Here is a 26,868-nt window from a genome sequence, read left to right on the forward strand (position 1 = left end):
GGTAACGTTATTTCGCCATTGCCTACAATCACATATAATAATAAAACGCTAAAAAAGGATACTGATTACACCTTGAGTTATTCCGATAATATCAATGTTGGAACAGCAACAATAACAATAACCGGCAAAGGTAATTTCGCAGGAACAACGTCAAAAACGTTTAGTATATCAGCACGAGCAATGTCTGATACAAGTGTGGCTAATATAAGTTCACAAACATATACAGGTAACGTTATTTCGCCATTGCCTACAATCACATATAATAATAAAACGCTAAAAAAGGATACTGATTACACCTTGAGTTATTCCGATAATATCAATGCCGGAACAGCAACAATAACAATAACCGGCAAAGGTAATTTTACAGGAATGACATCAATGACATTTATAATTACACAAAAATCAGCAGAAAAACTTAACATATCAGAAATAGCAAATCAAATTTATACGGGCAAAAAAATTAAGCCGAATGTTGTTATTACAGATACAGAAAGATGAGAGGTGCATGATGAGATTATTCAACAAATTAGTTATATTTTCTCTCTCGGTGGTTGTTGTTTTAAGCGGAATTAATGTATATGCTGCACCTGAAGATGTTTGGTACAGTGATGTAATGGAAACAGCCAATAAAATCGGTATAATAAATGCCGATGAGCAACCTGAAGAAACAATAAGTAATGCTGATTTTATAAAATTAGCAGTGAATTTCATAGAAGATAAAAATGATATTGTTTTGTATATGGAATATGCTCGACAGCAGGGATATGTTTTAATTACGGAAATGACTGATGAAACAAAACCTGTAACAAGGCAATCAGTAGCAAAAGTTGTTTCACGAATGTTAAAACTTCCGGATACAGATATTGATATGACGAATGTTGCAGATTGGGACACAACGTGTCCTAAATGCAAAGAAGATATAGGCAAGTGCTATGCGTATGGTATTATGTCAGGGTACGAAGATAATACATTCAGAGGTCGTTATCCGGCAACTAAAGCAGAAGTTATTGCAACAATGCTTAATGCAAAAGCATATCTTAATATAGCAGAGGAGAAATAAGCATGAAGAAAAAAACAAAATATATAACGGCTGCTATCGTGTTTGTATTGCTAAGCTTGTGTAATATTTTTGTTTCTGCTATATTTCACAAAATGCTAATCAAAGATAATCAGTGGTTGACATTTGCACCATTCATTGAAACGTGCAAGCTTGTATTTAGTAATATGGGAGCAAGAAGTATATTCTTAGCATTTGAGGTGTTTATTGTGCTTGGATTGATAGCGGCACAGCTATCACGAACATCTACATATAAATCGGATATGGTTAAAATTTCTAAGAATATTGAAATACCGCAACGAGCCGGACAGAATCAGTATGGTTCGGCTCGTTTTTACCGAGATGATGAACTTGATACAGTTTTTACAGAAATAAAAATAAATAAGCAAGACAGTTATATTCAAGAACTTATGAAACATGGATATGACGATTTAGAATTTATGAAGAAAGAATAAAGGGGAGCGTATTTTATGAGAGCATTAGGAGTAGTAAGAAAAATTGATGAACTTGGACGTGTTGTAATTCCGGTAGAAGTACGAAGAAGATTCGGAATAGACGTCAAGGATTCTGTTGAAATATATATTGATGATAATGACAGCATTATCTTGAAAAAGTATGAGCCGGCGTGTATTTTCTGCGGCGATGCAAAAGACGTTTTTAACTATAATGGTAAAAATATTTGCACTGAATGTGCAAAAAGAATGGGTGTATATGCCAAAGAGTAATATTTAAGTGAAAGGAATTAAACAATGTATTTAGTTTTATCAATACTGCTTGGACTTTGTCTTGGCAGTATTTTTTATATCATTGTGAAAAAAGACTTAGCGGATAAAACGAAACACAAAGCTATACCGATAATATTGAGCATGGGTACTATGGGTATCGTTGGTGCAATAGAATATGTTTGTATGAAGAATATCAATTTTACATCAATATTAATTATGTTGACATTACTTGTATTAGGCTTTGAGTCGGTAAGCGACATTGTTTGTATGCACACATATACAATACCTATATATATTACGTGCGGTATTATTCTGATAGCAAAAATTGTTTACGGAATTTATATCGGAATTAATTTTGATATGGTGTATAAATTGATAACGATACTGATTTACGGTATATGTTGCATTTGTTTGTCACATTCAACAGATAGATTGGGAAGTGGTGATTTTGATATTGCTTTCCTTATATATTTGACAATGCCGCTTTTGTCAACTGCATTTATGTTGACGGCGGCAATTACTTGGACAAGAAAATGTATACATTTAAAAAAATATCAGAAAGAGAACAATAGTGATGTTCAGCAGAAACAGGAACTGACGGTAAAAGATAAAGAAATTCCGTTAGTTCCTTTTTTATTGCTTGGATATATCATTTTTCTATTTTTGATATAAAGAAAGGGTGAAAAATTTGAATAGTGATAAATCGTATATTGAAAAAGGCGGTATACTTTTTGGAACAAAAAAGGACAGATATTATATCAACGGAAGTGATACGCACACATTGGTAATAGGAGCAACACGTTCCGGTAAGTCGAGAAGTATCGTGTTACCGACTATTGGAATAGAAGGACTTGCCGGAGAAAATATGGTTGTGTCTGATCCGAAAGGGGAACTTCATCAATATACATATCCATTCCTTGAGGCATTGGGATATAACGTATTTGTTCTTGATTTTAAAAATCCTGACCGTTCCGACCATTTTAATTTTTTGCAAGAAGTTATTGACGCAATTAATGATGATAATATTCCGTTGGCACAAAAAAAGGCGTTGGATATTACGGAGGCGTTGGTTGGAAATGACACATCAAATGAAAAAATATGGTCAGAGGGTGAAAAGTCAATTATGGCGGCATGCATATTAGCTGTTGTATATGACAACAAGGAACATCCTGAATATCAGAATTTGACAAACGTGTATCATTTCATTAATAACATGTGTGAAATGTCGGATAATCCACCTTTGAAACGTTATATAGACACGATTGAAGCATTGAATCCTAATCATCCGGCATTGGCTTTGATTTCGGCCACGAGAGTTGCTCCGTCAAAAACACAGGGTAGTTTTAATATTTCAGCATTGGCTACATTACGCCTGTTTGCAGATATAAATGTGTACAACTTAACAAAGTCAAACAGTTTTAAAATTGAAGATTTGAATGAGCAAAAAACAGCTATATTTATAATCTTACCAGATTATAACACTACATATTACGGTGTTGCAAGCTTGTTTGTAGACCAGATTTATACCAAACTTGCAGATGTAGCAGATTTACAAGGCGGTCGTTTGAAAAGAAGAGTAAATTTTATACTTGATGAATTTGGTAATTTTGCGGTTATTCCTGACTTTGCAACCAAATTAACAGTTGCAGGTGGTCGAGGAATACGCTTTAATTTGTTTCTACAATCAACTGCACAGCTTGAGAGCGATAGCAAAAAAGTGAAGTATGGTAAAGAGGGTGCAAGAACGATAGTGGGAAACTGCGAGTATTGGATATTTCTATCATCTGACTTGGACACGAGAAAAATGATAAGTGAAGAAATAGGCGATTATACAACGATGTCAAATTCCGAATCTAACAGTTATAACGGTACGAGATTGTTTGATATGACAGGTGCAAATATATCGGCAAGCAGAAATTTAATGGGCAGGCGATTATTAAAACCTGAAGAACTTTCTTTGATAGAAAGACCTGAAGTGTTGATAGTTGGCTCAAGACCGGTAATAATGCACGCATATGACTTGGCTAAAACACCATTTAATAAAATGTTTGGATTAGGAAATGTAAAACATAACACGAATGTTCGTGCTGAACGATACAATCGCAGAAAAACAGAAAAGATTAATGCGGTTGTAGAGCTATGGGGGATTTGGCGAAAGTATAAAAAGCCGGCACCACGAAGAAGTGTTTTCACTGATAAAAATATTAATATGGGCGAAAAGATTTTTAAATAAGGAGAATGCAAAGATGATAAAAGTAGTGAAAAAAATATTAGAAAAGATAAATTTAATAGGAATAGCAATGATGATTACTGCACAAGCAGCTTTTGCAGACAGTATATCATCTACAAAGTTAGCCACCGGAACAACTAATCTTATTCAAGATGTTACAGCTTGGATTATAGGACTAGGAAGTGGTGTAACGATTTTGATGGTTATATATTGCTTGCTTCGTCGTAATATGGCAGATGAAATGGATCATAAAAAATGGCAGACCAGAATGATTGTATCATTGATATCAGGTGTTGGTATAGTTGTGGCATCAGGTGTAATTAAAGCATTGGTATCATATTATCAGTAATCAGTATTTACATATAAGAAGAAAGGAGGGATAGTTTGTGGGCAATATAATTGTTATCTTTTTAAAATGGATATTAAATAACTTTTTTGATACGGAACTTGACGATATTGATATAAACTTTAATATGGGATTTGATACTTTGGCAAACCATACATTAATGATAGAAAAATCAATAGGGTTAAACGGAAGTACATTTAATCCCGAAGCTATTTTAAATTACATCATGGGATTTGCAGTCGTATTGATAGTATTAAAGTTTCTGAAAAAAGGTTTTGATACATGGATAGCATGGACGGATGATCCATCTTCAGACCCGCTACAATTAACAACAAACTTTGTCAAGGCACTTGTTTGTGCCTTGACTTTCCCTATATTATATGGTTGGTTGGTCGATGTTATCGAAGATTTAACTACCGGAATAATGAATGTAATGGGGATTGGTGGAATGACATCATTGTCAGATACCTTGCGTTCTATGATAGATACTGCCGGTTTTACAATGATTATTTTCATTCTGATATATTTAGTTTTGATAATAATGCTATATATGAAATTCTTAATGCGTGGAGCGGAAATTTTTATTGTACGAATGGGATTTCCGTTAGCGTGTGTAGGAATAATAGATGCAAATGGCGGTGTTTTTTCCGGATATGTAAACAAATTATTTCAGATTGTTTTATCAGTAACGGTGCAGGTAGTGTTGTGTAAACTTTCACTATCATTTATGATTGGCGGACATTTAATATGGGCTATAGTATTTGCAATAACGGCAGTTAATTCACCACGAATACTTCAGGAATTAATCTATAATCCTGGCGGTGGTGGCGGTGGTGGAATTACGCAAACATACTACATCGCGCAAATGATAAAAGGATTGGCGAAGAAAGGCTGATGTTATGGAAAGAATGATTGATATTATTGGACTTCTTCAAATCATAATAAGACTTGGTGTTGCTTGCAGAGTTGTTATTTGTTTGTTAAAGATGAATTTTAACAACGATGACGGTGGAGTAGCTGAGAATAAAATGAGGATAAAAAATTCTTTGATTTTCCTTGTAGTAGCTGAATGTGCATGGGGTATAAAAGATTTAATATTCCACTATTATGACATAAATTTATCATAAAAAAGGAGAGGCAACTAATGGAAAAGAATAAAATATACATTCCTATAAATATACAAACAGAAACAATGATATTTCAAGGATATGGAATGTCGGAATTGTTTAAAACACTGGCATTTACGGCAATTACCAGTGTTATATGGATAATACTATTCATTATAAAACACAGCTCGATACAGTTAGCGTTTGAGATCATGTGTTCAATGGCTGTCGGAGTATTTATCTTTGTAAAAGATACTACTAATCAATGTATAGTAGATTATATCAGGTATATGATAAAATTTGCAACCACGCAACGATCTTATCGCTACAATAACCATATTGAAGATGAAGAAGCTTATATTATAAAGAAATATAAAGATAGCTTAACAGTTGAACAGTAAAGCAGATGATGATTTGGAACTGTAGTAATTACAGTTCCTTTTTTTATTTGAAGGGAGGAATCAGACTTTGTTTAATACAATAAAAAATTTATTGTTTCCACCAAGTAATAATAGTGGGACACAAGATACAACTCAAGACTTTGTTAATATCGAAAGCATACATGAAAATATGATTATAAATAAATCGGGTATTGCAATTATGATGATTGGTCTTGAGGCAATATCTCGTGAATTAATGACAGAAAAAGAACAAGTAATACAGGCTACAAAGATAATAGCTGAATTAAACGGTGAAACAGAACCATACCGACTGATAAAAGTGCAGGGTGCAGTAGATATTTCCGGCATTACAAATGGCTTGTTATCATTGAAAAAGACTGCGTCGGAAAAACGTAAGTTGTTTATAAATGAGGAAGTTCAATATTTAGATAAAATTGCGACCGAAAATTCATCATTTACTCCGCAATTCTATGTTACGATTTGGGATAAAAATGTTGAACATTTGCAACAAAGAGCAAAAGAAATGACAGAGAAATACCGTAAAGCTGGAGTGAATGCAAAACTGTTGAATTTAAAAGAAATAGTATATGTATTGACTTTATACACAGACCCGGTTGCTGCACTTGCTGAGCAAGATGTAGATAATATAGTTGAAGCGGTTAAAGCTCCGGTTATGTATTTCTCGGATAATAATTGGGAGGAAATGTGGAAATGGTAAAAAAAATAATTATATTTCTTCTTATTGTAATAGCACTTGTAGTTATTACAATGCTGAATAAAAGCAATAATAAGAAAGTAAAAAAGGCAAATAATAGAAAAACAAATACTATTAAAAATGAAAAAAAGACGCCAGTAAAAGACGTAGCGTTAGTGGAAGAAAGGACTTCAAGTAAGAAGAAAGAAGTTGAAATTGATCCAATGCTAAAAGCTATTTTGGATACGGTTGCTCCTATATCGGTATCATTTGACCAAAATTCTTTTAGGTTTGGTGATAAAATTGTAAGGGCATACGCAATTACACAATATACACCACACCCTAAGTTTGGTTGGCTGGCTGATATAATGGGTATTCCAAATACGATTGTATCAACATTATATACACCGACATCGAACGCAGATTTAATGCAAGCATTGGCTAAAACACTTAATGTAATGCGTGGTACTGCTGAATCAACTCGAAACTATATCGAACAGCAACGTGTGGAACAGGGTATTGAAAATGCGGAGGAAACAATTAAACGATTGGATAGAACCGGCGAATCAGTCGGCCGCTTTTCGTGTATTGTTTTGGCGTTTGGTACATCAAAAGAAGAGTTTCAAAAATCATGCTCAAGGGTGGAAAGCAAAATATCTGCACTGAATTTGAGAGTGAAAATTTTATCTAATCTGCAAAAAGAAGGATTTATGTCTGCATTTCCAACATATACACCTCAAGCAGACGTTCTAAGATGTTCTGAGAAAATTATAACACAGTCGGCTATGGAATTTGGTATGCCGATAGCATCATCAGCGTTTTCAGATGATACAGGTTGTCATTTTGCTGAAGATACTAACGGTAATATGATAATACTTGATATGTGGAAACGTATCGGTGACAGAACAAATTCCAATTTCACTGTTATGGGTATGCCGGGCAAAGGTAAATCATTTTCAGTTAAGTCTATTTTGTTGGGCGAATGGATGAGAGGAACAAGAATATATATAATAGATCCGGAACGAGAGTATGTTCAAATGGTAGAAGACGAAATGGAGGGTGAAGTTCTTAAGGTTGGTGCAAATTCAAAAGGTTCAATGATTAACCCGTTGCAGATAAGAACAGTTTCATCGTCATCAAAAGATGAAAAAAATCCTGATGAAGAAGATACGGCTAATTTAGCTTCGCACCTAAAAACAGTTGAAACATTTTTTGATTTATATTTGGAAGATATAACTGCCTCTCAAAAGGCATTGTTAAAGGATATGACAATTAAGGCATATGCTAAGTATGGTATTACATTTGAAAGTGATATTTATCATTTAACTAATAACGACTATCCGGTAATGAAAGATATTTATGATTTAATTGAGTTTGAGATAACTAAGTTAGATATGAAGAAAAAACGTGGAGAGAATGTAAGTACAGTTGAATATAATGATTACGTTCAGTTAAGAGGCTTGATGAAAGATATAGCCGTTGGTGGCGATAGCTTTATTTGGAATGGAGAAACAACTATTCATAGCGACAGTAAGGTTGTGGCTTTGGATACATCAGGATTTGCTGAGGGCAATGAAAAATTAAAGAAGATACAATATTTTAATGTTCTGACATGGGTATGGGAGCAAGCATCGCAGAATAGAGAAGAAAGATGTATCATAGTTGCCGATGAAGCGTATATGATGATAGACCAACGTGTTCCAACTGCATTGATACATATGCGTAATATGGCTAAACGTGGCAGAAAGTATAATGTATCTATAATGACAATATCTCATTCTGTCGTTGACTTCCTTGCTCCGGCAATCAAGCAATACGGTCAGGAACTAATCGGTACAAGCTGCTATAAAATGTTCTTTGGCTGTGAAGGACAAAACTTGCTTGAATTATCTAACCTTTACGATTTGAAAGAAGCGGAACGAGATTTCTTGCTTGGAGCAGAACAAGGCTATGCTTTGGCTCAGTTCGGTTCTAAACGTGTAATTGTTCACTTTAAAGTTGGAGATTATAAAAAAAGACGTATCTCCGGCGGTGGTGAAGGTGTTGAAACAAAAAAGAAAAATACAAGCAATCGTGATAATGTGGTTTGGCAATCGGTTAATGCTTAATATATCAGAAGAAAGGTGAAATAATTGAATATGAAAAGTATTTTATCAAAGTATCCGGAATTGAATGGCAAACTAATTGATACTATTGATGAGAATATGAAACTATTTATATCTAATGAAGATTATAAATTATATGTTATGCTAAATGCAAATAAATCATTTGTGTTAAAAGAGCAAAATGACACGAAATCATTTGAAAATTTGTCAGATGTTAATGAATATATCTCAAACAAATATCCTCTTAAAAAAGGGGATATTTGCGAGGATATGAATTGGCTGGGTGATAAGATAAAGATTGTTGCGACAAATAATAAAGTGTTTGTATACGCTGACGAGAATGGCCGATATGGAATTGCGTATTTGGCATTACACGTCGGTCGGAATTCATTATACAATGATATTTCTTTGGGACAGGCGTTGAAAATTGCAAGAGAAGATTTTGGCTTGGTAGATGATGAATTTTTATATTCCGATGAAAACAAAATATATAGCATAGCTGAAAGTAATCCTGATTATGTGATATTGCACAATTTAACAGACAAAAATTATTCGTTTGTAAAAAAAGGTGATTTGCAATTTGATTATGATAATATAGTGCATTTAACCGTTTCGAAAAAGTTTGAAAATCTACAAGACGCACAGGGTTATGCGTGGAGTAATTATGATATGAATTTTAATGAAAGTCTAAAACAATTACAGAACAAGATTAAAAGAGAATATCAAGATATAATGGACAAACTTGAAAAAACAAATGCACGAGAAATTTTGAAACATATCAAACAGATATATTCTTTAAAAATGGTTAGAGATGTGTTTGATAATGAAGTAGGAATATTTATGCCTAAAGCAACAGTGGATTATCTTTTAAAAGAAGATGTAAATGCCACAGATGAATTGGCTGATAGGGTATCGGAGTATGACAGTGCAGATTTTCATAATGAGAATGTGCAAACAGCAGTTGAGGATATTCAAATCGAAAAAGAAAAAGAATTTGAGTCTATTAATACATATGAACCGGAACTTGAGTTATAATTTTAATATGAAGTGAACGGAGCTGTACAGTAACGTGTATAGCTCCGTTTTTATTTTTGTACGATTTTTTAGATAAGGGGATAGGGAAATGAGATATTTTTTAGTAGATAAAACTGTTTTTGATAATAATAGAGTAGGTATGTACGGTAAGCTGATTTATGCAATATTGTGCAAATTTTTAAATGCAGACGGAACGTGTTTCCCGTCACGCAAAACCATATCTAAATGCGGTAATTTTTCGATTTCCACATATAACAAGTACGTTTCTGTTATGTTATTAGAAAATGTGCTTGAAAAGAAAATCAGAGTTCGAAAAAACGGCTCACAGACCAGTAATCTATTTAAGCTAAAAAAGAATAAGGAAAATTCATTTCCTGTACGCAGTGATATATTTAGCAAAGGACTATCTTCAACAGCGGTGTGTGTATATATTTGTCTGGCAAGACATGTGGCTGAAGATAATTGTTGTAGGGTATCGCAGCATTTGATAGCAGAAAAGTGTTCCATCAGTATTTCTTCTGTTATACGAGCGGTAAAAGAATTAAAATCTGCAAATATGTTAGAAACAATAAAACAAACCAATATAAATAATAACGGTAACTATGTGCTGCTTTATAGATTGACTGATGGTACAGAATATAAAAATGTTATTCGCAGAAAAATTGACGTAGAAAATACAAAGATAGCAAATGCACATATGCAAACATACAGAGATTTGAATGCGATAGAAAAACGATTAAATGGCATAACAATACCATTTGCAACCCCACTGCATATGACGTACTCCCCCTATGCATATGACACACCCCCAGAACTATACTTATATTAAATATATATTAGAAAAAGAAGAATATAAGACAAATTCCATATTATAACATATAAAATCAAGACTAAATGTTTTTGGTGTTCTTTTTGTGTGCCTAAATGCAATACTGTATTGACAGTAGCTAAAACTTGTTATATACTAAAAATAAATTAGATAAAAGAGGAATTATTTATGGCGAGTAAAGAGTATCAGAAATTAAAAGAAAAAATAAAAAAGGAATACAATGATTTTGCGGTAAGCATTGAAAAACTTGACAAGCGTACAATAATAGAAAAAGCAAAAGAAATTTATATTATGCAAGAAGTAAAAATGGTATTTGAAACTGAAAATATATTTATACCAAAAGAAGCGTTGTCATTCTTAATGAATGATGATATAAACGCAATAAAAGAACTGACGGAGATAATATTGGATGCTGAGAGTGTAGAATTTTATTGCGAGAATATGGAAATGGCAATAGAAGAAATACAAATGAAAATGGAAAGTTAATATATGAAACGGATTTGAACAGACGTTGGTGTTGAAATCTTCCCTTAAATCGTTTTAGTAATACAAACTAAAGCGATTTTTTTTGTATCAATATTTATAATCTTACTAAAATAAAGAATAATTTGCACTATATGTATTTTGAGAGTATAATCATATATCGGTGGAAATTAATAAGTGTTTGTGCCTGAAAGAACGAGGAAATATATTGTGCAAGGGGGTGAACAATATGAATGATGAGCGAGAGATTAAATTCATTTATAGTGAAAAAGTTGATGAAAAAGTTTTTAATAGAATTTTGGAGCTGATGAAGGAACTTATCATATCTATTCAAGAAGAAAAAATGAATAAGGAGTAGGAAATTAATGAGGGGGCAAATTGCTTTTCGATAGGAATTATTGTTATATAATTGGAATTTATCTTGACAAAATTAGTAAAATGTGATATAATAATATGGTAATCAATGAATAATAACAGAACATTTTTTATTTGCCCTCTGTAGAAACAAAGGAGGAAAATAAAATGTTGGCTGATTACCTTGAAAAAATAAGAACTAAAACAAATGTACTTGTACTCAAAGCTGTTATATATGCACGATATTCATCGGATATGCAACGTGGAGAGTCTATAGACGCACAGGTAAGATTAATTAGAGAGTTTGCAAGAAAGAATAATATAATCATTGTAGGTGAGTATATAGATGAAGCACAAAGTGCAAAACGAGATGACCGTGAGGCATTTCAAAAAATGATGAAAGATAGTAAATCAGCAAACTGGCAAATTGTGATAGTACATAAGCTGGATAGATTTGCAAGAAATCGATTTGATAGTGCTACATATAGAGTTCACCTTCGTAAGAATAGAAAATATTTGATTTCTGCGGTGGAACAGTTTGATGATTCTCCTGAAAGTGCGATGATGGAAGCTGTTATAGAAGCAATGTCGGAGTATTATTCTAAAAATCTTGCAAGAGAAACTATGAAAGGCTTAACCGAAAATGCACTTAAAGGAAAGTCTTGTGGTGGTATTCCACCATTAGGATATGATTTGGATGAATATAAGTTTTATAAAGTCAATGAGTTTGAGGCTCAGGGTGTAAAACTTATTTTTAAATTATTTCTTGAGGGCAAGACATATGGGGAAATAATAAGCAAATTGAATGTAGCTGGTTATCGAACTAAGTGTAATCGATTATTCTCACGAAATTCGTTGTATGAAATATTGCGAAATGAGAAGTATAAAGGAATATTTGTTTATAACAAAACGCAAAGCCGAGACGAACTAACAGGTAAACGTTCAGGACATAGATATAAGTCAGAAGAAGAAATTATTAGAATCAATGGAGCTATTCCTCAGATTATATCTTCTGAAGATTGGGAAACTGTGCAGTTAATCTTAAATAGCCGAAGAAAAGCATACGGAAATAACGCAAAAGAAGTATATTTACTTTCTGGTAAGATTAAATGTGGGAAATGCGGTGGAAGTTATGCCGGAAGACGTGTTTTTAATAGTTGTGGCGTGAAATATATATACTATGCTTGCAATGGAAAACGTAATCCAAATTATAAATGCGATAATGGAAGTGTTAAAAGAGATTGGATTGAAGATATAGTTGTACAAGCAACAAAAGAATTTGTAAAAAGGTTTAATGCTACATATTTTGAAGACATTCAAAGCGAGTATATAAAAGAGGTAGAAAACTGCAATCATAAAGAAATTAAGACTTTGCAGGATAAGTTAAATTCGGTTGAATCAGAGATACAGAGATTAGTTGATGCTATTTCAAAAGCTTCTTTGGAATCATTGATTAGTAGGCTGGAATTATTAGAACAACAGAAAAAAGAAATTCAAGCAGAAATAAGAAAAATTGAAATTCGTAATGATAATTTTTCTACCGAACCAATAAAAAAACTGCTATCTAAAGCAGAAAAAATGTTAGAAGAAGAATCAGCTCCGTTAAAGGAATTGATAAATCTTGTAGTAAAAGAAATAGTGGTAAATGAAAGCGATATTCAAATCTATATGAATTGCTTTGATAAAACTATAACACACAAGAGATAGATAAAATCTATCTCCTGAATGTGTATGTTATAATGGTGCAGATGAAGGGACTTGAACCCCCACGTCGGTGACACTAGATCCTAAGTCTAGCGCGTCTGCCAATTCCGCCACATCTGCAAACAACATAATAGATTATATCAGATACACATACATTTGTCAACACTTTTTTTAAAAAAATTTTTATGAAAATATTTTTCAGATAAAAATTTTAGTGAAATTGTAAAAAAGGACTGTACAAAATTTAATTGTTATAGTATAATTATGTTATTAATGATTAGCGATCATCAAGCTAAGAGAGAGGAGAAAAGAAAATGGAGAAAAGAAAAAAATTGCTGTCTGCGATACTTTCTGTATCAATGATTGCAAGTGCGTTCACTGCCTTGCCTTTATCAGCAAGTGCAGAGGGTGAACAAAATTCCGGTGAAGAAGTTACTGCGACTGTTTCACCGAGTACAACGGCTGGAGTTACGACAACAGGTGAACCTGTTGCAACAGCGACAACTGAAGTTGAGTCTACAGACGAACCTGCTACAGCTGCAACTCCGGAGGCAACAGGAGTTGTTTACGAAGACCAAAAAATCAAAATTACAAATGCTAAAGCTGACAAAGTAACAATCGTAATTTCAAAGTATTACGATAACAAAACTTTAGCAGGCGTAGAACTAAAGGAAAATGTTACACTTGAAAACGGTAGCGGTGAAGTTGCTTACGATTTACAAGGTAAAGCAGCTAAAATTATGGTTTGGGATGATATAAAGACAATGACACCTTTATTTGCAACAACAAGTGTTGAAGGTACTGTTGATCCTGCACCTACTGTAAAGCCGACTGCACCTACAAGCCAGCCGGAAACAACACCGACGGCTGAGCCTACTGCAACACCGACAGTTAAGCCTACAGAAGTACCGAGAGAATATACAGAGATATATACTCAGGACTATGAAGATGTAGCAGATACATCTGCATTAAAGAATATTTGGGCATCAGCAAACTATGCAGACGGTATTACTTTGGGTACAGATAATACTAAATATGCACAGTACACTGACGCAGATAAGAATACAAGAAGTGCAACATCGGCATTTGATGTTGATTTGTCTTCTCAAAATAAGTATGCGGTAGAATTTGACCTTGCATTAACTAAGTCAAGCAAAGATGATGTACAATTTGTTGTAGCATCAGGAACTATGCCGACTGCAAACACAGGTATGACTTCAAATTATATCTTCAAGATAAATATGGCAGGTAATTCTAATAACTGTAAGATTAATGACGTTGACGCGGCAACCGTAACTCTTACAGACGCAGCTTGGTACCACTATACAATATTGGTTGACAAGAACGAAGGCTTGGCAACTGTCAATATCACAGATAAGAGCGGTGAAAAGGTTGTAGACAAGTTGATTGTTCCTACAAACGGCGTTAATGATAAGATTACAGGTATCTTATTCTTGTCAGGACGTTATCAGAGTGTTATGAAGTTGGATAACATTGTTGTTCGTACAACAGATAAGTATGATGAGTTTGGTCAAAAGGCAGAAGAAACTCTATCAAAAGTTGAATTTGCTTCTGAACTTAATACTACAATTAACCAGCCTAATGAAGGCGAGCCTGTACATAAGCCTATTGCAATTAAGGCAACAGGTATATATGGCGGCGACCTAACAAACAAGGAAGGTCTTAATGTAGAATGGACAGTTACAGGTCTTGATAAAGAAGACGGCTATATTTCACTTACAAAGGCAGAAGGTACAGGTGAGGGTACTGACGGTGAAAGCCCTAACGGAAATACCACTGCTTACTTCAATGTAAGAAACGGTGTTTCAAACTGGTTCGGTAAGGTTACTGCAAAGGTAACATATCTTGATGAATCATTTGAAATATCTACTCCGTTTGCCGTAATCGGTGCGAGCGGTTCAACTAATATAGCTCCGGATGCCGGTTATCCTGAAAACATGAGTTCATATGACGATTCTCTTGTAGGATACACAGCTACATCAAATACAATCAATTCAAAGGATCTTGTTCTTAACGGCTGGTCAATATACGGTTCAAACGGTGTAAGAACTCTAACACTTAAGAAGGATGAAGATAATACAAAGTATCTTCAATTTGCATCAAACGGTGGCGGCGGTTCAACTGTCGGTGTATATCAACTTGCAGAACAAGCGTCACAATATATCGTTGATATGAAGGTTAGATTTACAGGCGGTGCAATGGCATTCGGTCACTACGGTAATACACCGAATAATGCAACTAATAATCCTAACTGGACAGTATCATACGGAAGTGGTGCTTTGACGGTTGGCACTCAGTCAATTCCAGGTGTCAACAGTGAAGATTGGTACAGAGTAATTGTTTCTGCAGATGAAAGCGTAGGAACTTACTGGGTTAAGGTATATAATGACGCAGGTACTCTTGTAGGCGAAACAACAGCTGAAGCTATGAGTTCTACATATACAGAAACACAGAAATATTTCTGTTTCCAAGGTACATATCCTGTAGATTTGGCAAGCTTCAAAATTTACACACCTACAGCCTCAACAATGACTGTAAATACTGAGGCAGAAACTATCCAGGTTCCTGAAACAGGTGCAAACAGTGCAACAGCAGAATTAACTGCTATAGTTAAGGATACAGACGGATATAATATCTCAGGTGCCGTTACTTGGTCACTTGCTGATGAATACACAGGTGTAAGCATTGCAAGCAAGGATGCTCAGACAGCAACTTTGACAGTAACAGACGAGGCGGCTGCCGGAACTGTTACAGTAGTTGCAACTTACGGTTCAAAGAGAGTTGAAAAAGAAATTTCTCTATCAACAACAGGTAATGCAATCGCATTTACAAAGTCGTCTTCAAGCATAACAATTCCGTTTGAGGGCTCTGATGCCGTAACAGGTAACTTCGCGGCAGAAGTAAGAGACAAGGCAGGTCAACCTGTTGAGGGTGCAAACGTAACTCTATCACTTGTTGATGCTGCAGGCACACCGGTGACAAATGCGAAGGGAATTACATTCGATGCAACAACAGGCGTTTTGACAGTTCAGGCAGGTGCAGTATCAAAGGTTCTTTATGTTAAGGCGGTTGCAACTGTAGGTGACGAAACTTTGACATCAAGAGTTAAGGTTAATGTACACGGTTTGTCATTTGCATTCGGAAGTAATGATCCGTCAGACGACAGCTTTACAAAGGTAACAGCAGCTGACGCATATTCAGATAAAATTGGTTACGGTTTTGATGATACATCAGTAGTAACAAGTGAAGAATCAGATGTAAAGGGTACTGCGGCATACAGATTTAAGGCTAAAGTTCCTAACGGTAACTATGTTGTTAAGGTTACAACTTCATCTGCAACAATGACTTCTGAAGTAGTTGAAGGAGTTGCGGCAACAACAGGAATTACAAAGACAGGTACACAATTTAATGTAGCAGTTTGCGACGGTGTACTTGACCTTACATTTGAAAGCGGTTCAACATTGTCAGATTTGACAATTACACAAGCTGCAGCTAAGGCAGCACTTGCTAAACCGGCAGTATATGCTATCGGTGACTCAACAACAAATAATAATGCATCAGGTAACATTTCATGGGGTAACCGTGTAGGTAATGGTGTAGCAGTTCCTGATACATTCTCATCATTCAGCAATAACGGTATGGCAGGACGTGATTCTGTAAACTTCTATAACCAAGGCAGAGTTGAGACAGTTCTGTTGAGCGTTTGCCCTGGTGACTATGTAACTGTTAATATGGGTATCAACTCAAAAGAGGCAGGTGAATCTGCATCATACTACACATTGCTTAATAACTACTATGTAGAAGGTATTATTCAACGTGGTGCTATTCCTGTAATTGTTACAGCTACACCGCTTGGATTCAGTAGTTCACAGTATCCGTATAATGCATCAACAGGTAAGTTTACAGTAAATCGTGGTACAGGTGCTTATAACGGTGATTTAAGAAAGATTGCTCAATCACATAATTTGAACATTATTGAATTGGGTTACTATTTTGAAGATTACTTTAATAGTCTAACAGCTGAAGATGTTGCAGCTTATAACGCTGAAAACGGAACAAGCTTTACATCACAAGTTGAACTTGTAAAGAGCTGGTATGGTGACCACAACCACTATAAACAGTATCTTGCTGATAAGATTGGTTCATATATCCTTGACAGTGTGTCGAAGATTGCAGGCGGAAGTACAGACTTCAACCAGGCAAATGATACACACATCAATGAACAATAATCAACTTAAAAGAACTTCCCGAACGGGAAGTTCTTTTTTTGTGCCTGCTTCCATATACATAAACTAAAAAGGGGATTTGGGTGTGAAAAAAATACTTTTAGTAGTTGTTATAATCATTTTTATTACGTTGCTTTTGCCGCTTGCGATAGTTTGGTTAATCGGTGGCAGTGGAGAAGGACAAAGTCCGATTGAGAGCGGAACGGTAAGTGTGTATGTGTCGGAAGAAGACTGTGTTAAAGATATGGATATTAATGAATATTTAAAATGCGTAGTGGCGGCGGAAATGCCTGCCGATTTTGAGGAAGAGGCATTAAAGGCACAAGCCGTTGCGGCAAGAACTTATCTGTACTCACATATTGCCGAAAAAGACAAAGGCAACATTGCCGAAAGTCACAACGGTGCGGTGATATGCACCGATTCAACGCACTGTCAGGCGTATATTTCGGAGGATAAGCGGAGAGAAAGCTGGGGTGCCGGTGCCGATGAAAATTGGAACAAAATAAGCACAGCGGTTGACGAAACTACAGGACAGATAATGACGTACAACGATGAAATAATATCGGCGGTATTTCATTCAACTTCGTCGGGGATAACGGAATCGGCAGTTGACGTTTGGGGGGCGGACGTGCCGTATTTGCAAAGTGTCGCAAGTGCGGGAGATGAAGAATCGCCAAAGTATCACAGTGAATTGACATTGAGTGAACAGGAATTTAAAAATATTGCGGAAGAAAAAATTGACGGTGTGGATTGGAATAATGGACTTGTATCGAACATTAACCGCTCAAATGCAGGCGGTATTGTAACACTTGATGTAGGCGGAGTAAATATAAAAGGAACAGAATTTAGAAATATATTTTCACTGCGTTCCACAAATGTTGAAATATCGCAAGAAAACGGCGATATAAAAATGAGCGTAAAAGGGTTCGGTCACGGCGTCGGTATGAGCCAGTATGGTGCAGATTACCTTGCGAGGCAGGGAAAGACATATAAGGAAATTTTAAAAACATATTATACAGGTGTTGAAATAGAAAATAGGTGAAATTGCACAAAAAACAATGCAAAAATTTGTGACTTTAAAAATAATATGACTGTTTTTTATATTGAGAAATTTCGAAAAAAGTTATAAAATATTATTATAATTATTTTTGAGGGAGAGATTTAATAATGAACAGAAAAGTGATAAGTGCGGCGGTTGCAGTTGCAATGACCGCCACAATGGGCAGTTTTGCCTTACCGGCAAACGCCGCGGAAGTTAAAACTCCGCAATATCAAACAAACGCACGTCAAATGGAAAAGCTTAATCGTGGATTGATTGCTGTTAAGACAACGGCAGATACACGAGGTCAGGCAGTTAACGGTGTATATTTGAGTTGGAGATTGCTTGGTGACGAAAGTCTTGAAAATCAAGCATTCGATATTTATAAAAACGGTACAAAAATACATACAACAGGTGTACATGACGCTACAAACTGGATTGATACATCGGGTACTGCATCGGATAAATACAAGGTTGTAAAAGCGGGTGAGGACGCGTCTAAGGAAACTGAAGTTACACCTACTTCAAACAACAACTGTGCAAAGTCAAATGAGGTCGGAAATGGAAACAGTGAGAAAAATTCATTTACATATGTAGATATTCCTATTTCACGTCCTGATCCGGTAGAAAGAATGGGTGACGGCAAGATTTCAAATTATTACAATGTTGACAAAAGCCACGAAGGCGGTGCGAATGACGCGTCTGTCGGCGATCTTGACGGTGACGGCGATTATGAAATTGTATTAAAGTGGGACCCGACAGACTCAAAAGACAGTGCCGGTGCGGATTTTACAGGTAATGCATATATTGACGCATATAAGATTGATCCGAACAATGACGGTTATATGTGGCGTATTGATTTGGGTAAAAATGTTACATCAGGTGCACACTATACGCAATTCTTGGTGTATGACTTTGACGGTGACGGAAAGTCAGAAGTGGCAATGAAAACAGCACCCGGTACGGTTGACGGCACAGGTCATTACGTTACGGAAGTCGGTGATACTGACGAAATCAGAAATACCGACAATACAAAATCATATATAGGCACAAGCGGAAGATTAAAGGGTAAAAATCCGTTTACGCAGTATTTAACCATATTTGACGGCGAAACAGGTGCCGCACTTTATACAACGGACTATATTCCGTATGATGCGGCAGAAGATCAATATTGGGGCGACGGCAAGGCAAAGTATAACAGAAGTGAAAGATACCTTGCGGCAGTGGCTTATCTTGACGGTATTCATCCGAGTATCGTTATGTGCAGAGGTTATTATCACGACTCTGTAATTCGTGCATATACATGGGACGGTACTGAACTTACAATGCAGTGGGAGCATAAAGGTAAGAAGAGTGCAAGTTCAACGACACTGTACGGACAAGGAAATCATAATCTTTCTGTAGGCGATATTGACAATGACGGCAAGGACGAAATTGTTTACGGAAGTGCCGCACTTGATGATGACGGTAAAACAGTTCTCGGAAATACAGGTCTTGGACACGGTGACGCAATGCATATGAGCGACTTTAATAATGACGGCACTCAAGAAGTATTTTCGGTAAAAGAGGAGGAATTTAAAAAGTATGCCGAAGATTTAAGAGTCGCAAGCACAGGAAAGCATTTTTGGGGTTCCGGAAAACTGACTACATCAAGTGATAACGGACGTGGTGTTATGGATAACATTGATGATAGCTACGCAAAGGAACATTCAAATGCATTGGCGATAGGTTGGAGCAGCGGAATTGCGAATGCTCACGACTTAAACGGTGATGATGTTGCCGCAAAACCGGCTGGTGCGGGAAGCGGTACCTTTGATAATTTCCTTGTATATTGGGACGGCGATTTGAGCCGTGAGTTGCTTGACGCAAACATTATCCAAAAATATTATGCCGCAACAGGTACAACAAAGAGATTTTACGGTCCGTCAGACGGATACACACTTACAGGCGGTTCTACAAACAACTACTCAAAGAGAAATCCTTCACTTGTTGCCGATATTTGGGGCGACTGGCGTGAAGAAATTATAATGCCGGTAAACAAAGGCTCGGCAACGGATCAGGCATATTTGAGAATATATACATCTACAATGCCTACAGATTACAGAATTACAACATTAATGCACGACTGCCAATACAGATTGTCGGTTGCGTGGCAGAATGTCGGATATAACCAACCGACACACGCAAGCTATTATATAGGTTCTGTGGCACTTGCAACAGACGAAAGCGGCAATACACTTAACTATCTTGCACCGGCAGTACCTTATACAAAGGTGACATATTCGGCACCGGAGCAAGTAGCGGTTACGGGAATGACTTTGGAGAAAAAGTCAATAGAAGTTGAAAAAGGCAAGACAGAAACAATCAATGCGATTATCACACCCGAAAATGCGACAAGAAAAGGTATAACTTGGACTTCGTCCGATACAAACGTGGCAACTGTTACAAACGGTGTTGTGAAAGGTATTTCAGCCGGAACTGCAACTATAACGGCAACAACCAAAGACGGCAACTTTACAGATACTTGTGAAGTGACTGTTATGCAAAATGCAGTTACGGGCATAAGAATTTCGGAAAAACTAATTGATTTGGGAATGGGTTACAAAAAACAAATTACCGCAACGGTAATGCCTGATGACGCTACGGATAAGTCTGTAGAATGGACATCGGAAAATCCTGAAATCGCAACAGTTTCGGACAACGGTACAATCACAGGTAAAAGCTACGGTAGAACGGTTGTAACCGCGACTACAACAGACGGCGGATATACCGCAAAGTGTGTGGTAAGAGTTAAACCGATAGATGTATTTGACGCAACGGGTAACAATGAGTTTGTATCGGAAAATACTGATGCAAACACTGCCTTTACAGGAAGTGCCAACAGTGCGGTGATTTCTCAAACGGGTGCGTCTGACGGTGCGGAGGCACATAAAGATTTTGAAGTTTATGACAGCGGTAAGGTTGAGCTTGAATACAGACTTACAACAGGCGGTGTAAAGGTTGACGGTTCAAATTGGAACTGGACAGGACATGAATATACAATGGGAATGAAACTTCTTGACAGTGAGGGCAACAACATTGTGAATGTATATCAGCCGTATACTACAAAGGCTCAAAATTTGATGGCGCAAACTTCTGTCGATTCTGCGGCAACTGCTGTAACTGCATCAGGTTCGGGTTGGTCAAACAGCGGTAACGTTGTAGGCAATATTCAAGGTAGTTCAAAGCGTTGGAAAGTAAAAGTCACATTGGATTATGATAATGATAACTGTACTGTAAAGGTTACAGGTACAGACGGAACATGGGGAAATGATGACGGCGTAATACAAAAAACATTTGCGCTAAAGGGTGCTAAATTCAAGACATTAAGTTTGTATACACAAAAAGACAGTGATTCGGCTACCTTAACGGCTTCGCCGAAAATTGAAAATCTTGTATACAGTAAGTCAACAACTGTTTCGGGTGTAACAGAAGAATTGTATAACAAAGGCGGAGATAGTAAGTTTACTGACAGTGATATAACAGATTGGACACAGACAGGCACAGATACGGCGACACTTACTTTAGACAGTGACAATAACCGTATTTTATACAATCCTGAAAAGCCAGGTGCTGAATACAGTGCAGAAAAGACTTTTGCCGTGAAAGATAATGCTATTGTAACTTATGATGTTGATTGGTATTTCGGAAGTGCAGTAGGCAGAGATGGTAACTTTGAATATCTTCAAATCGGTAATATTCGTCTTGGCTGGACAAACGGCTATAAGATGTTCCTAAGCACAGACGGCGGAGCAACATGGCTTGACAGCGACAGTGACGGCACAAATGACAGCATATTCAACGGTGCAAATCAAACATACACTAAGAATGTTAAAGTGACGGTTAATACTGCTACAGGTGTAGCATCACTTTGGTTTGACGGAACAAAAGTAGACGATTATACTACAGAAAACGCGGCAAATGCTGTTAAATTCGGATTTACTCGCGCCGGTGCGGCACCTAACTGGGCTGTTCCGAACGGTATCGACAGAATTAAAGTGTCACAATTTGTTCAAGGTGAAGAACCGCTTGAATTTTCAGAAGTGAAAGTAAGCGGAAAAGACGATAAGACTGCTACGGTAACATATGCGGTTGTTGATGAAGATGTTGATGACATTTCATTGATAGGTGCATTGTATGACAAGGACGGTAAACTTGTTGAAATCAAGACAGTTCCTGTTGCCAATGTTGAAAAAGGCAAATATTTGAACAGTGAAATTGTTTTTGAAAACAGTATCAAAGAAAAAAATTTGAAAGTATTTATGTGGAATTCGCTTGGCAGTATGACAGCACTTTGCGAAAATGCTCAATAACAAATTTAAAAACAAAAATCGCAGACTATAAGGTCTGCGATTTTTTTAATGTGTTATTCAGTATGTTTTCGAGTTCTATTGCTTTTGATACGACTTCGGGGTCGGAAAGACAATAATTTTTTTCAATTATAAGATTATCAAAATCTGTTTTCAGTTGTTTAATGTTGTTCATTTATGTATGCTCCTTTCGATTACACGGTTATATATAAACCACTGCTTGTTGTATTTATTTTACAATATATGATAAAACTTGTCAATATATTGTGGTATAAAAGGAGCAACTTTCGTGTTGCAGAAAACGACACAACCGTTTAAATTTCATTATCTTTCTTCGCTTTAACCTGTAAAACGACAAAAGCTGACACAGCGGCAATCATAAACAGTATTGCAACAAGCTGAGAAATGCCGAGAACATTTGGAATTACATATAATATATAATTCGGATTTCTCATACCTTCAAGAAACAGTCTGCCGAATGAATACCAGAAAATATAGAAACAAAATACCTGCCCGTCATTCTTTTTTTTGTCACGAATCAGAAGAAGTATCACAAGTCCGATAACATTCCATATCGATTCATATAAAAATAATGGGTGAACAGGTGTTGCACCGTTTATGGACATACCGAAAAGGCTGTTTGTTTCACCGCCGTACACTTCGACGTTTACAAAGTTTCCGAAACGTCCGATTGCTTGACCGATAAAAAGACCTGGTGCACATACGTCAAAGACTTTGGCGATATTCAGCTTTTTAACCATGCAGTATATAACGGTTGAGATTATTGCACCGATAATACCACCGTAAATAGCAAGTCCGCCGTTCCAGACTTTAAACATATCGGCTATCGAGTCAAATTCATCGAGTGCGAAAAGCACATAATATATTCTTGCGCCTATTATTCCGAAAATAAGTCCGAACAAGGCGATATCCCATACATTATCTTTTTTCACACCACGCTTTTCACAAGTTTTATAAACGAAAAATAATCCCAAAAGAAAACCCGAAAGAATGATAAGCGCATACCAATAAATAGGCTTTGAGCCTATTGAAAATGCGACAGGTGAAATGTTTAGAGAAATACCGAGTTTAGGAAAAGCAATGTTGTTCATAATCATACCTCCTTCATAGTAAGTGAAATACGTTTTTTCGGTACGTCAACTTCAAGTACACGAACTTTCACAACGTCACCGACTGAAAGTACGTCGGTTGGGTGCTTGATGTATCGGTCGCATATTTGCGATATGTGTACAAGTCCGTCTTGATGAACACCTATATCGACAAATGCACCGAAATCTATAACGTTTCTCACCGTTCCCGTCAGTACCATATCCGGTTTTAAGTCCTCCATTGAGAGAATGTCGCTTCTTAAAACGGGTTGCGGCAATTCTTCACGCGGGTCGCGACCTTTCTTTATAATACTGTCGGCAATGTCTTTTAAAGTTATTTCACCTATTCCGAGTTCTCCGGCTAATTTATGTGTATTTTCTTTCGACAGACGTTGCTTTAAATCCGCAACTGTGCCGTCTTGAACGTCTTGTTCGGTATATCCCATATGTTTAAGCAGCTGCGCGGCGGCTTTGTAGCTTTCAGGGTGGACGGAGGTGTTGTCAAGGACGTTGTCACCGTCTGTTATACGCAAGAAACCTGCGCACTGCTCAAATGCTTTTGCACCGAGTTTTGGCACTTTCAAAAGTTCTTTTCTTGTATTGAATTTACCGTTTTCTTCGCGATATGTGATTATGTTTTTTGAAACGGTTTTGTTAATTCCGGCAACATATGCAAGCAGTGACGGAGAGGCGGTGTTAAGGTCGACACCGACACTGTTTACACAATTTTCAACCACTCCTCCGAGTGCCTCACCAAGTCGCTTTTGGTTCATATCGTGCTGATACTGTCCGACACCGATTGACTTAGGGTCAATTTTTACAAGCTCTGCAAGCGGGTCTTGCACACGTCTTGCTATTGAAACGGCACTTCTGAGTGCAACGTCATACTGCGGAAATTCTTCGGTTGCAAGCTTTGACGCACTGTAAACAGACGCACCTGCCTCGTTTGTCATAATGTAAAATACTTCTCGGTCAATTTCTTTTAAAAGGTCGGAAATAAATATTTCACTTTCCTTTGAGGCTGTTCCGTTACCGATTGAAATTAAGTTTACGTTGTTTCCTAAAATCATATCCGTAAGAATTTTCTTAGCCTTGTCTTTGTCGTGGTTAGGTAATGTGCAGTAAACAACGTTGGTGTCAAGGACTTTGCCTGTTTCGTCCACAACCGCGACTTTGCACCCGGTTCTGTAACCGGGGTCAAAGCCCATAACGATTTTATCCTTAATAGGCGGTTGCAATAAAAGTCCCGAAAGATTTTGATTGAATACCTTTATTGATGCCTCCTCGGCATTTTCCGTAAGCATATTGCGTATTTCTGTTGATATGGACGGCGCGATGAGTCGTTTATAACTGTCCTCAGCGGCAAGTTTGACGTACTTTGTAGACGGTGATTCGTGTTTTGGAGTAAGTCGTCTGAAAAGATAGTTTGTGATTTTTTCTTCGTCAATATCAATTTTTACCGATAAAAATCCTTCTTTTTCGCCACGATTTATCGCAAGCAATCTGTGGTTTGCAAGTTTTTTTATTGGTTCGGCAAAATCATAGTAAAGACGGTATACACTGTCGTCTTCTGTTGACGCTTTTGAAACCAAAAGACCAAAGTCGATTGTTTTTTGACGAATATCTTTTCTGTATTCGGGGTTATCACTGATTTCTTCGGCGATTATGTCCATAGCACCGGCCATTGCGTCCTCACTGCTTTCAACATCTTTTTCGGCGTCGATAAAATCAAGCGAAATACTTTCTATATTATCATTCGGATTTTGTGCAAGGATAATTTCGGCAAGCGGTGCCAGTCCTTTCTCTTTTGCGATAGTCGCTCTTGTGCGGCGTTTTGGTCTGAACGGACGGTATATATCCTCAAGTTCCGATAATGTTACGGCATTTTCGATTGATTTTGCGATTTCAACGGTCAAATTTTCTTGCTCGTCAATCAAACGCAATATTTCTTCTTTTTTATCTTCAAGGTTACGTAAATATGAAAGTCTGTCGTAAAAATCTCGTAATATTTCATCACTTAGAGAGCCTGTTGCCTCTTTTCTGTAACGGGCAATGAAAGGAATTGTGTTTCCGTCATCAATCAGTTTTACAGTGTTTGTAACCTGTTCGGGGCGTAAGTTAAATTCAGACGTAAGCTGATTTATGATTTTTTCTTCTGATTTTTCCATTATGTATATCCTCCAAAAAATAATGTTTTGCTTTGAAATTATTCTGTAACAATTCTGCAAATGAATTTTAAAAATTCTATTCACAAACTGAAATATTTGTGATATAATAGTAACAACCACAATATATAGTGTGCAATTATGTAAACTCAACACCAAATATATATGTGATTAAAAATGCAGTTAAGCTAATTATATCCCATTTAGCTTAATTTTACAAGCAAAACAGTAAAATGAGTTAAAATGAGATGTACAAGCTGAAAAAAATACAAAAAACCTATTGCACTTTTGATTGATTTAAGGTAAAATGGAGTTAATGGGAGCGAATTGGAGCGTTTGGGGTGACAAACGGTCAAATTGGAGAGAGTAACCCATAAATCAATAAAAAGGCAGGTGACATTGAATATGGTAAATTTTGTTGACGAATATCCGCGTCAGCTTGACGAGCGCGGAAGAATTATCTTGCCTGCCAAAGTTAGAGAAAATATGTCCGAAACAGTGTACGTTACACGTTCAATGTCAGATAAATGCCTTCAATTATACACACAAGAGGAATGGGATAAGATTTCTGAAAAGATTAATCAACTCCCAACTGCCACAGACAGAAATGCTGCGGCTTTTGTACGTTTGTTTTTCGGTAAGGCTACTTCAGCCGTTATAGACAAGCAAGGCAGAGTGCCAATCGCAAAGCGTCTGATGGAATATGCTAATCTGAAAAAAGATGTTGTGCTTGTAGGTGCAAACACACGTCTTGAAATATGGGACAGTGAAGAATGGGATAGATACCAAGATGAACTTTCAGACGATATTATGATGGACGGAATATTAAATTACGGACTTAATATTTGATTTGAGGTTGTCGATAAAGTGTTGACGGTTCAAAAAATTAA

General features: G+C 36.5%; 23 protein-coding genes, 1 tRNA gene and 1 pseudogene. 21 read left to right on the forward strand and 4 right to left on the reverse strand.

The annotated features are described in order from the left end of the window. The 17 genes and pseudogenes from LKE05_RS10990 to LKE05_RS11070 form a co-directional block, all read left to right on the forward strand. A pseudogene (locus tag LKE05_RS10990) lies at nucleotides 1-498 on the forward strand (hypothetical protein); the annotation flags it as partial. A gap of 7 nt (nucleotides 499-505) precedes the next feature. Next, nucleotides 506-1,060: an S-layer homology domain-containing protein gene (locus LKE05_RS10995; protein WP_308456897.1), complete on the forward strand. Its 555-nt coding sequence runs from the start codon at nucleotides 506-508 to the stop codon at nucleotides 1,058-1,060. A 2-nt stretch (nucleotides 1,061-1,062) separates the two neighbouring features. Further along, the gene (locus LKE05_RS11000; RefSeq protein ID WP_117968296.1) at nucleotides 1,063-1,512 is read left to right on the forward strand and encodes a hypothetical protein; all 450 of its coding nucleotides are present in this window, start codon (nucleotides 1,063-1,065) and stop codon (nucleotides 1,510-1,512) included. A 15-nt stretch (nucleotides 1,513-1,527) separates the two neighbouring features. Beyond that, nucleotides 1,528-1,782 (forward strand): AbrB/MazE/SpoVT family DNA-binding domain-containing protein, encoded by a 255-nt coding sequence (locus tag LKE05_RS11005; RefSeq protein WP_022230075.1) that lies wholly within the window; start codon nucleotides 1,528-1,530, stop codon nucleotides 1,780-1,782. Between the two features lie 24 nt (nucleotides 1,783-1,806). Beyond that, nucleotides 1,807-2,454, forward strand: a complete 648-nt coding sequence (locus LKE05_RS11010; protein WP_308456898.1) for a hypothetical protein — start codon at nucleotides 1,807-1,809, stop codon at nucleotides 2,452-2,454. Between the two features lie 16 nt (nucleotides 2,455-2,470). Beyond that, nucleotides 2,471-4,015, forward strand: coding sequence for a VirD4-like conjugal transfer protein, CD1115 family (locus tag LKE05_RS11015; RefSeq protein ID WP_308456899.1), 1,545 nt, complete (start codon nucleotides 2,471-2,473; stop codon nucleotides 4,013-4,015). Nucleotides 4,016-4,028: 13 nt separating this feature from the next. Then, a complete protein-coding gene (locus tag LKE05_RS11020; RefSeq protein WP_022230078.1) occupies nucleotides 4,029-4,361 on the forward strand; it encodes a hypothetical protein in 333 nt (110 codons plus the stop codon). Nucleotides 4,362-4,398: 37 nt separating this feature from the next. Further along, a complete protein-coding gene (locus LKE05_RS11025; protein ID WP_022230079.1) occupies nucleotides 4,399-5,253 on the forward strand; it encodes a conjugal transfer protein TrbL family protein in 855 nt (284 codons plus the stop codon). Nucleotides 5,254-5,257: 4 nt separating this feature from the next. After that, nucleotides 5,258-5,485, forward strand: coding sequence for a hypothetical protein (locus LKE05_RS11030; RefSeq protein ID WP_022230080.1), 228 nt, complete (start codon nucleotides 5,258-5,260; stop codon nucleotides 5,483-5,485). A gap of 17 nt (nucleotides 5,486-5,502) precedes the next feature. Then, on the forward strand, nucleotides 5,503-5,865 hold the full coding sequence (locus tag LKE05_RS11035; RefSeq protein ID WP_022230081.1) for a hypothetical protein: 363 nt from the start codon (nucleotides 5,503-5,505) through the stop codon (nucleotides 5,863-5,865). A 67-nt stretch (nucleotides 5,866-5,932) separates the two neighbouring features. After that, nucleotides 5,933-6,583 carry a hypothetical protein gene (locus LKE05_RS11040; RefSeq protein WP_022230082.1) on the forward strand — a complete coding sequence of 217 codons (651 nt, stop codon included), beginning with the start codon at nucleotides 5,933-5,935 and terminating at the stop codon, nucleotides 6,581-6,583. Then, complete coding sequence (locus LKE05_RS11045; protein WP_117968299.1) at nucleotides 6,577-8,667, forward strand: VirB4 family type IV secretion system protein; 2,091 nt, start codon at nucleotides 6,577-6,579, stop codon at nucleotides 8,665-8,667. The genes LKE05_RS11040 and LKE05_RS11045 overlap by 7 nt, the downstream gene beginning before the upstream one ends. A gap of 30 nt (nucleotides 8,668-8,697) precedes the next feature. After that, nucleotides 8,698-9,699 carry a hypothetical protein gene (locus LKE05_RS11050; protein WP_308456900.1) on the forward strand — a complete coding sequence of 334 codons (1,002 nt, stop codon included), beginning with the start codon at nucleotides 8,698-8,700 and terminating at the stop codon, nucleotides 9,697-9,699. Between the two features lie 88 nt (nucleotides 9,700-9,787). Next, the gene (locus LKE05_RS11055; RefSeq protein ID WP_308456901.1) at nucleotides 9,788-10,528 is read left to right on the forward strand and encodes a helix-turn-helix domain-containing protein; all 741 of its coding nucleotides are present in this window, start codon (nucleotides 9,788-9,790) and stop codon (nucleotides 10,526-10,528) included. Nucleotides 10,529-10,696: 168 nt separating this feature from the next. Beyond that, nucleotides 10,697-11,014: a hypothetical protein gene (locus tag LKE05_RS11060; RefSeq protein ID WP_308456902.1), complete on the forward strand. Its 318-nt coding sequence runs from the start codon at nucleotides 10,697-10,699 to the stop codon at nucleotides 11,012-11,014. A gap of 226 nt (nucleotides 11,015-11,240) precedes the next feature. Further along, nucleotides 11,241-11,369: a hypothetical protein gene (locus tag LKE05_RS11065; protein ID WP_308456903.1), complete on the forward strand. Its 129-nt coding sequence runs from the start codon at nucleotides 11,241-11,243 to the stop codon at nucleotides 11,367-11,369. 164 nt (nucleotides 11,370-11,533) lie between these two features. Further along, nucleotides 11,534-13,072, forward strand: coding sequence for a recombinase family protein (locus LKE05_RS11070; protein WP_308456904.1), 1,539 nt, complete (start codon nucleotides 11,534-11,536; stop codon nucleotides 13,070-13,072). Nucleotides 13,073-13,105: 33 nt separating this feature from the next. Here LKE05_RS11070 and LKE05_RS11075 read toward each other — a convergent pair. After that, a tRNA-Leu gene (locus LKE05_RS11075) sits at nucleotides 13,106-13,189 on the reverse strand. 194 nt (nucleotides 13,190-13,383) lie between these two features. Between LKE05_RS11075 and LKE05_RS11080 the strand changes: the two genes are divergently transcribed. The 3 genes from LKE05_RS11080 (at nucleotide 13,384) to LKE05_RS11090 (ending at nucleotide 22,707) form a co-directional block, all read left to right on the forward strand. After that, a complete protein-coding gene (locus LKE05_RS11080) occupies nucleotides 13,384-17,319 on the forward strand; it encodes an SGNH/GDSL hydrolase family protein (RefSeq protein WP_308456905.1) in 3,936 nt (1,311 codons plus the stop codon). 82 nt (nucleotides 17,320-17,401) lie between these two features. Beyond that, the gene (gene spoIID, locus LKE05_RS11085) at nucleotides 17,402-18,358 is read left to right on the forward strand and encodes a stage II sporulation protein D (RefSeq protein ID WP_308456906.1); all 957 of its coding nucleotides are present in this window, start codon (nucleotides 17,402-17,404) and stop codon (nucleotides 18,356-18,358) included. A 125-nt stretch (nucleotides 18,359-18,483) separates the two neighbouring features. Further along, the gene (locus LKE05_RS11090) at nucleotides 18,484-22,707 is read left to right on the forward strand and encodes a rhamnogalacturonan lyase family protein (RefSeq protein WP_308456907.1); all 4,224 of its coding nucleotides are present in this window, start codon (nucleotides 18,484-18,486) and stop codon (nucleotides 22,705-22,707) included. 25 nt (nucleotides 22,708-22,732) lie between these two features. On the opposite strand, the gene LKE05_RS11095 is transcribed toward LKE05_RS11090, so the two are convergent. The 3 genes from LKE05_RS11095 to LKE05_RS11105 all read right to left on the reverse strand — a co-directional run bounded on the left by LKE05_RS11095 (nucleotide 22,733) and on the right by LKE05_RS11105 (nucleotide 25,981). Beyond that, nucleotides 22,733-22,879, reverse strand: a complete 147-nt coding sequence (locus LKE05_RS11095) for a hypothetical protein (RefSeq protein ID WP_022230876.1) — start codon at nucleotides 22,877-22,879, stop codon at nucleotides 22,733-22,735. A 139-nt stretch (nucleotides 22,880-23,018) separates the two neighbouring features. Then, the gene (lgt, locus tag LKE05_RS11100) at nucleotides 23,019-23,816 is read right to left on the reverse strand and encodes a prolipoprotein diacylglyceryl transferase (protein WP_308456908.1); all 798 of its coding nucleotides are present in this window, start codon (nucleotides 23,814-23,816) and stop codon (nucleotides 23,019-23,021) included. 2 nt (nucleotides 23,817-23,818) lie between these two features. Continuing rightward, nucleotides 23,819-25,981, reverse strand: coding sequence for a Tex family protein (locus LKE05_RS11105; RefSeq protein WP_308456909.1), 2,163 nt, complete (start codon nucleotides 25,979-25,981; stop codon nucleotides 23,819-23,821). A gap of 402 nt (nucleotides 25,982-26,383) precedes the next feature. On the opposite strand from LKE05_RS11105, the gene mraZ reads away from it, so the two are divergent. Next, entirely contained in the window at nucleotides 26,384-26,827 is a 444-nt protein-coding gene (mraZ, locus tag LKE05_RS11110) for a division/cell wall cluster transcriptional repressor MraZ (protein ID WP_022230879.1), read from the forward strand. The last annotated feature ends 41 nt before the right edge of the window (nucleotides 26,828-26,868 follow it).

This window comes from Hominilimicola fabiformis (genome assembly GCF_020687385.1).
GTDB lineage: Bacteria > Bacillota > Clostridia > UBA1381 > UBA1381 > Hominilimicola > Hominilimicola fabiformis.

Coding starts and splice junctions, on each gene's coding strand:
- LKE05_RS11045 (WP_117968299.1), top strand. CDS start 6,577: ATGGTAAAAAAAATAATTATATTTCTTCTTATTGTAATAGCACTTGTA.
- LKE05_RS11080 (WP_308456905.1), top strand. CDS start 13,384: ATGGAGAAAAGAAAAAAATTGCTGTCTGCGATACTTTCTGTATCAATG.
- LKE05_RS11000 (WP_117968296.1), top strand. CDS start 1,063: ATGAAGAAAAAAACAAAATATATAACGGCTGCTATCGTGTTTGTATTG.
- LKE05_RS11005 (WP_022230075.1), top strand. CDS start 1,528: ATGAGAGCATTAGGAGTAGTAAGAAAAATTGATGAACTTGGACGTGTT.
- LKE05_RS11065 (WP_308456903.1), top strand. CDS start 11,241: ATGAATGATGAGCGAGAGATTAAATTCATTTATAGTGAAAAAGTTGAT.
- lgt (WP_308456908.1), bottom strand. CDS start 23,816: ATGAACAACATTGCTTTTCCTAAACTCGGTATTTCTCTAAACATTTCA.
- LKE05_RS11090 (WP_308456907.1), top strand. CDS start 18,484: ATGAACAGAAAAGTGATAAGTGCGGCGGTTGCAGTTGCAATGACCGCC.
- LKE05_RS11030 (WP_022230080.1), top strand. CDS start 5,258: ATGGAAAGAATGATTGATATTATTGGACTTCTTCAAATCATAATAAGA.
- LKE05_RS11105 (WP_308456909.1), bottom strand. CDS start 25,981: ATGGAAAAATCAGAAGAAAAAATCATAAATCAGCTTACGTCTGAATTT.
- LKE05_RS11010 (WP_308456898.1), top strand. CDS start 1,807: ATGTATTTAGTTTTATCAATACTGCTTGGACTTTGTCTTGGCAGTATT.
- mraZ (WP_022230879.1), top strand. CDS start 26,384: ATGGTAAATTTTGTTGACGAATATCCGCGTCAGCTTGACGAGCGCGGA.
- LKE05_RS11035 (WP_022230081.1), top strand. CDS start 5,503: ATGGAAAAGAATAAAATATACATTCCTATAAATATACAAACAGAAACA.
- LKE05_RS10995 (WP_308456897.1), top strand. CDS start 506: ATGATGAGATTATTCAACAAATTAGTTATATTTTCTCTCTCGGTGGTT.
- LKE05_RS11060 (WP_308456902.1), top strand. CDS start 10,697: ATGGCGAGTAAAGAGTATCAGAAATTAAAAGAAAAAATAAAAAAGGAA.
- LKE05_RS11070 (WP_308456904.1), top strand. CDS start 11,534: ATGTTGGCTGATTACCTTGAAAAAATAAGAACTAAAACAAATGTACTT.
- LKE05_RS11095 (WP_022230876.1), bottom strand. CDS start 22,879: ATGAACAACATTAAACAACTGAAAACAGATTTTGATAATCTTATAATT.
- LKE05_RS11020 (WP_022230078.1), top strand. CDS start 4,029: ATGATAAAAGTAGTGAAAAAAATATTAGAAAAGATAAATTTAATAGGA.
- LKE05_RS11050 (WP_308456900.1), top strand. CDS start 8,698: ATGAAAAGTATTTTATCAAAGTATCCGGAATTGAATGGCAAACTAATT.
- LKE05_RS11055 (WP_308456901.1), top strand. CDS start 9,788: ATGAGATATTTTTTAGTAGATAAAACTGTTTTTGATAATAATAGAGTA.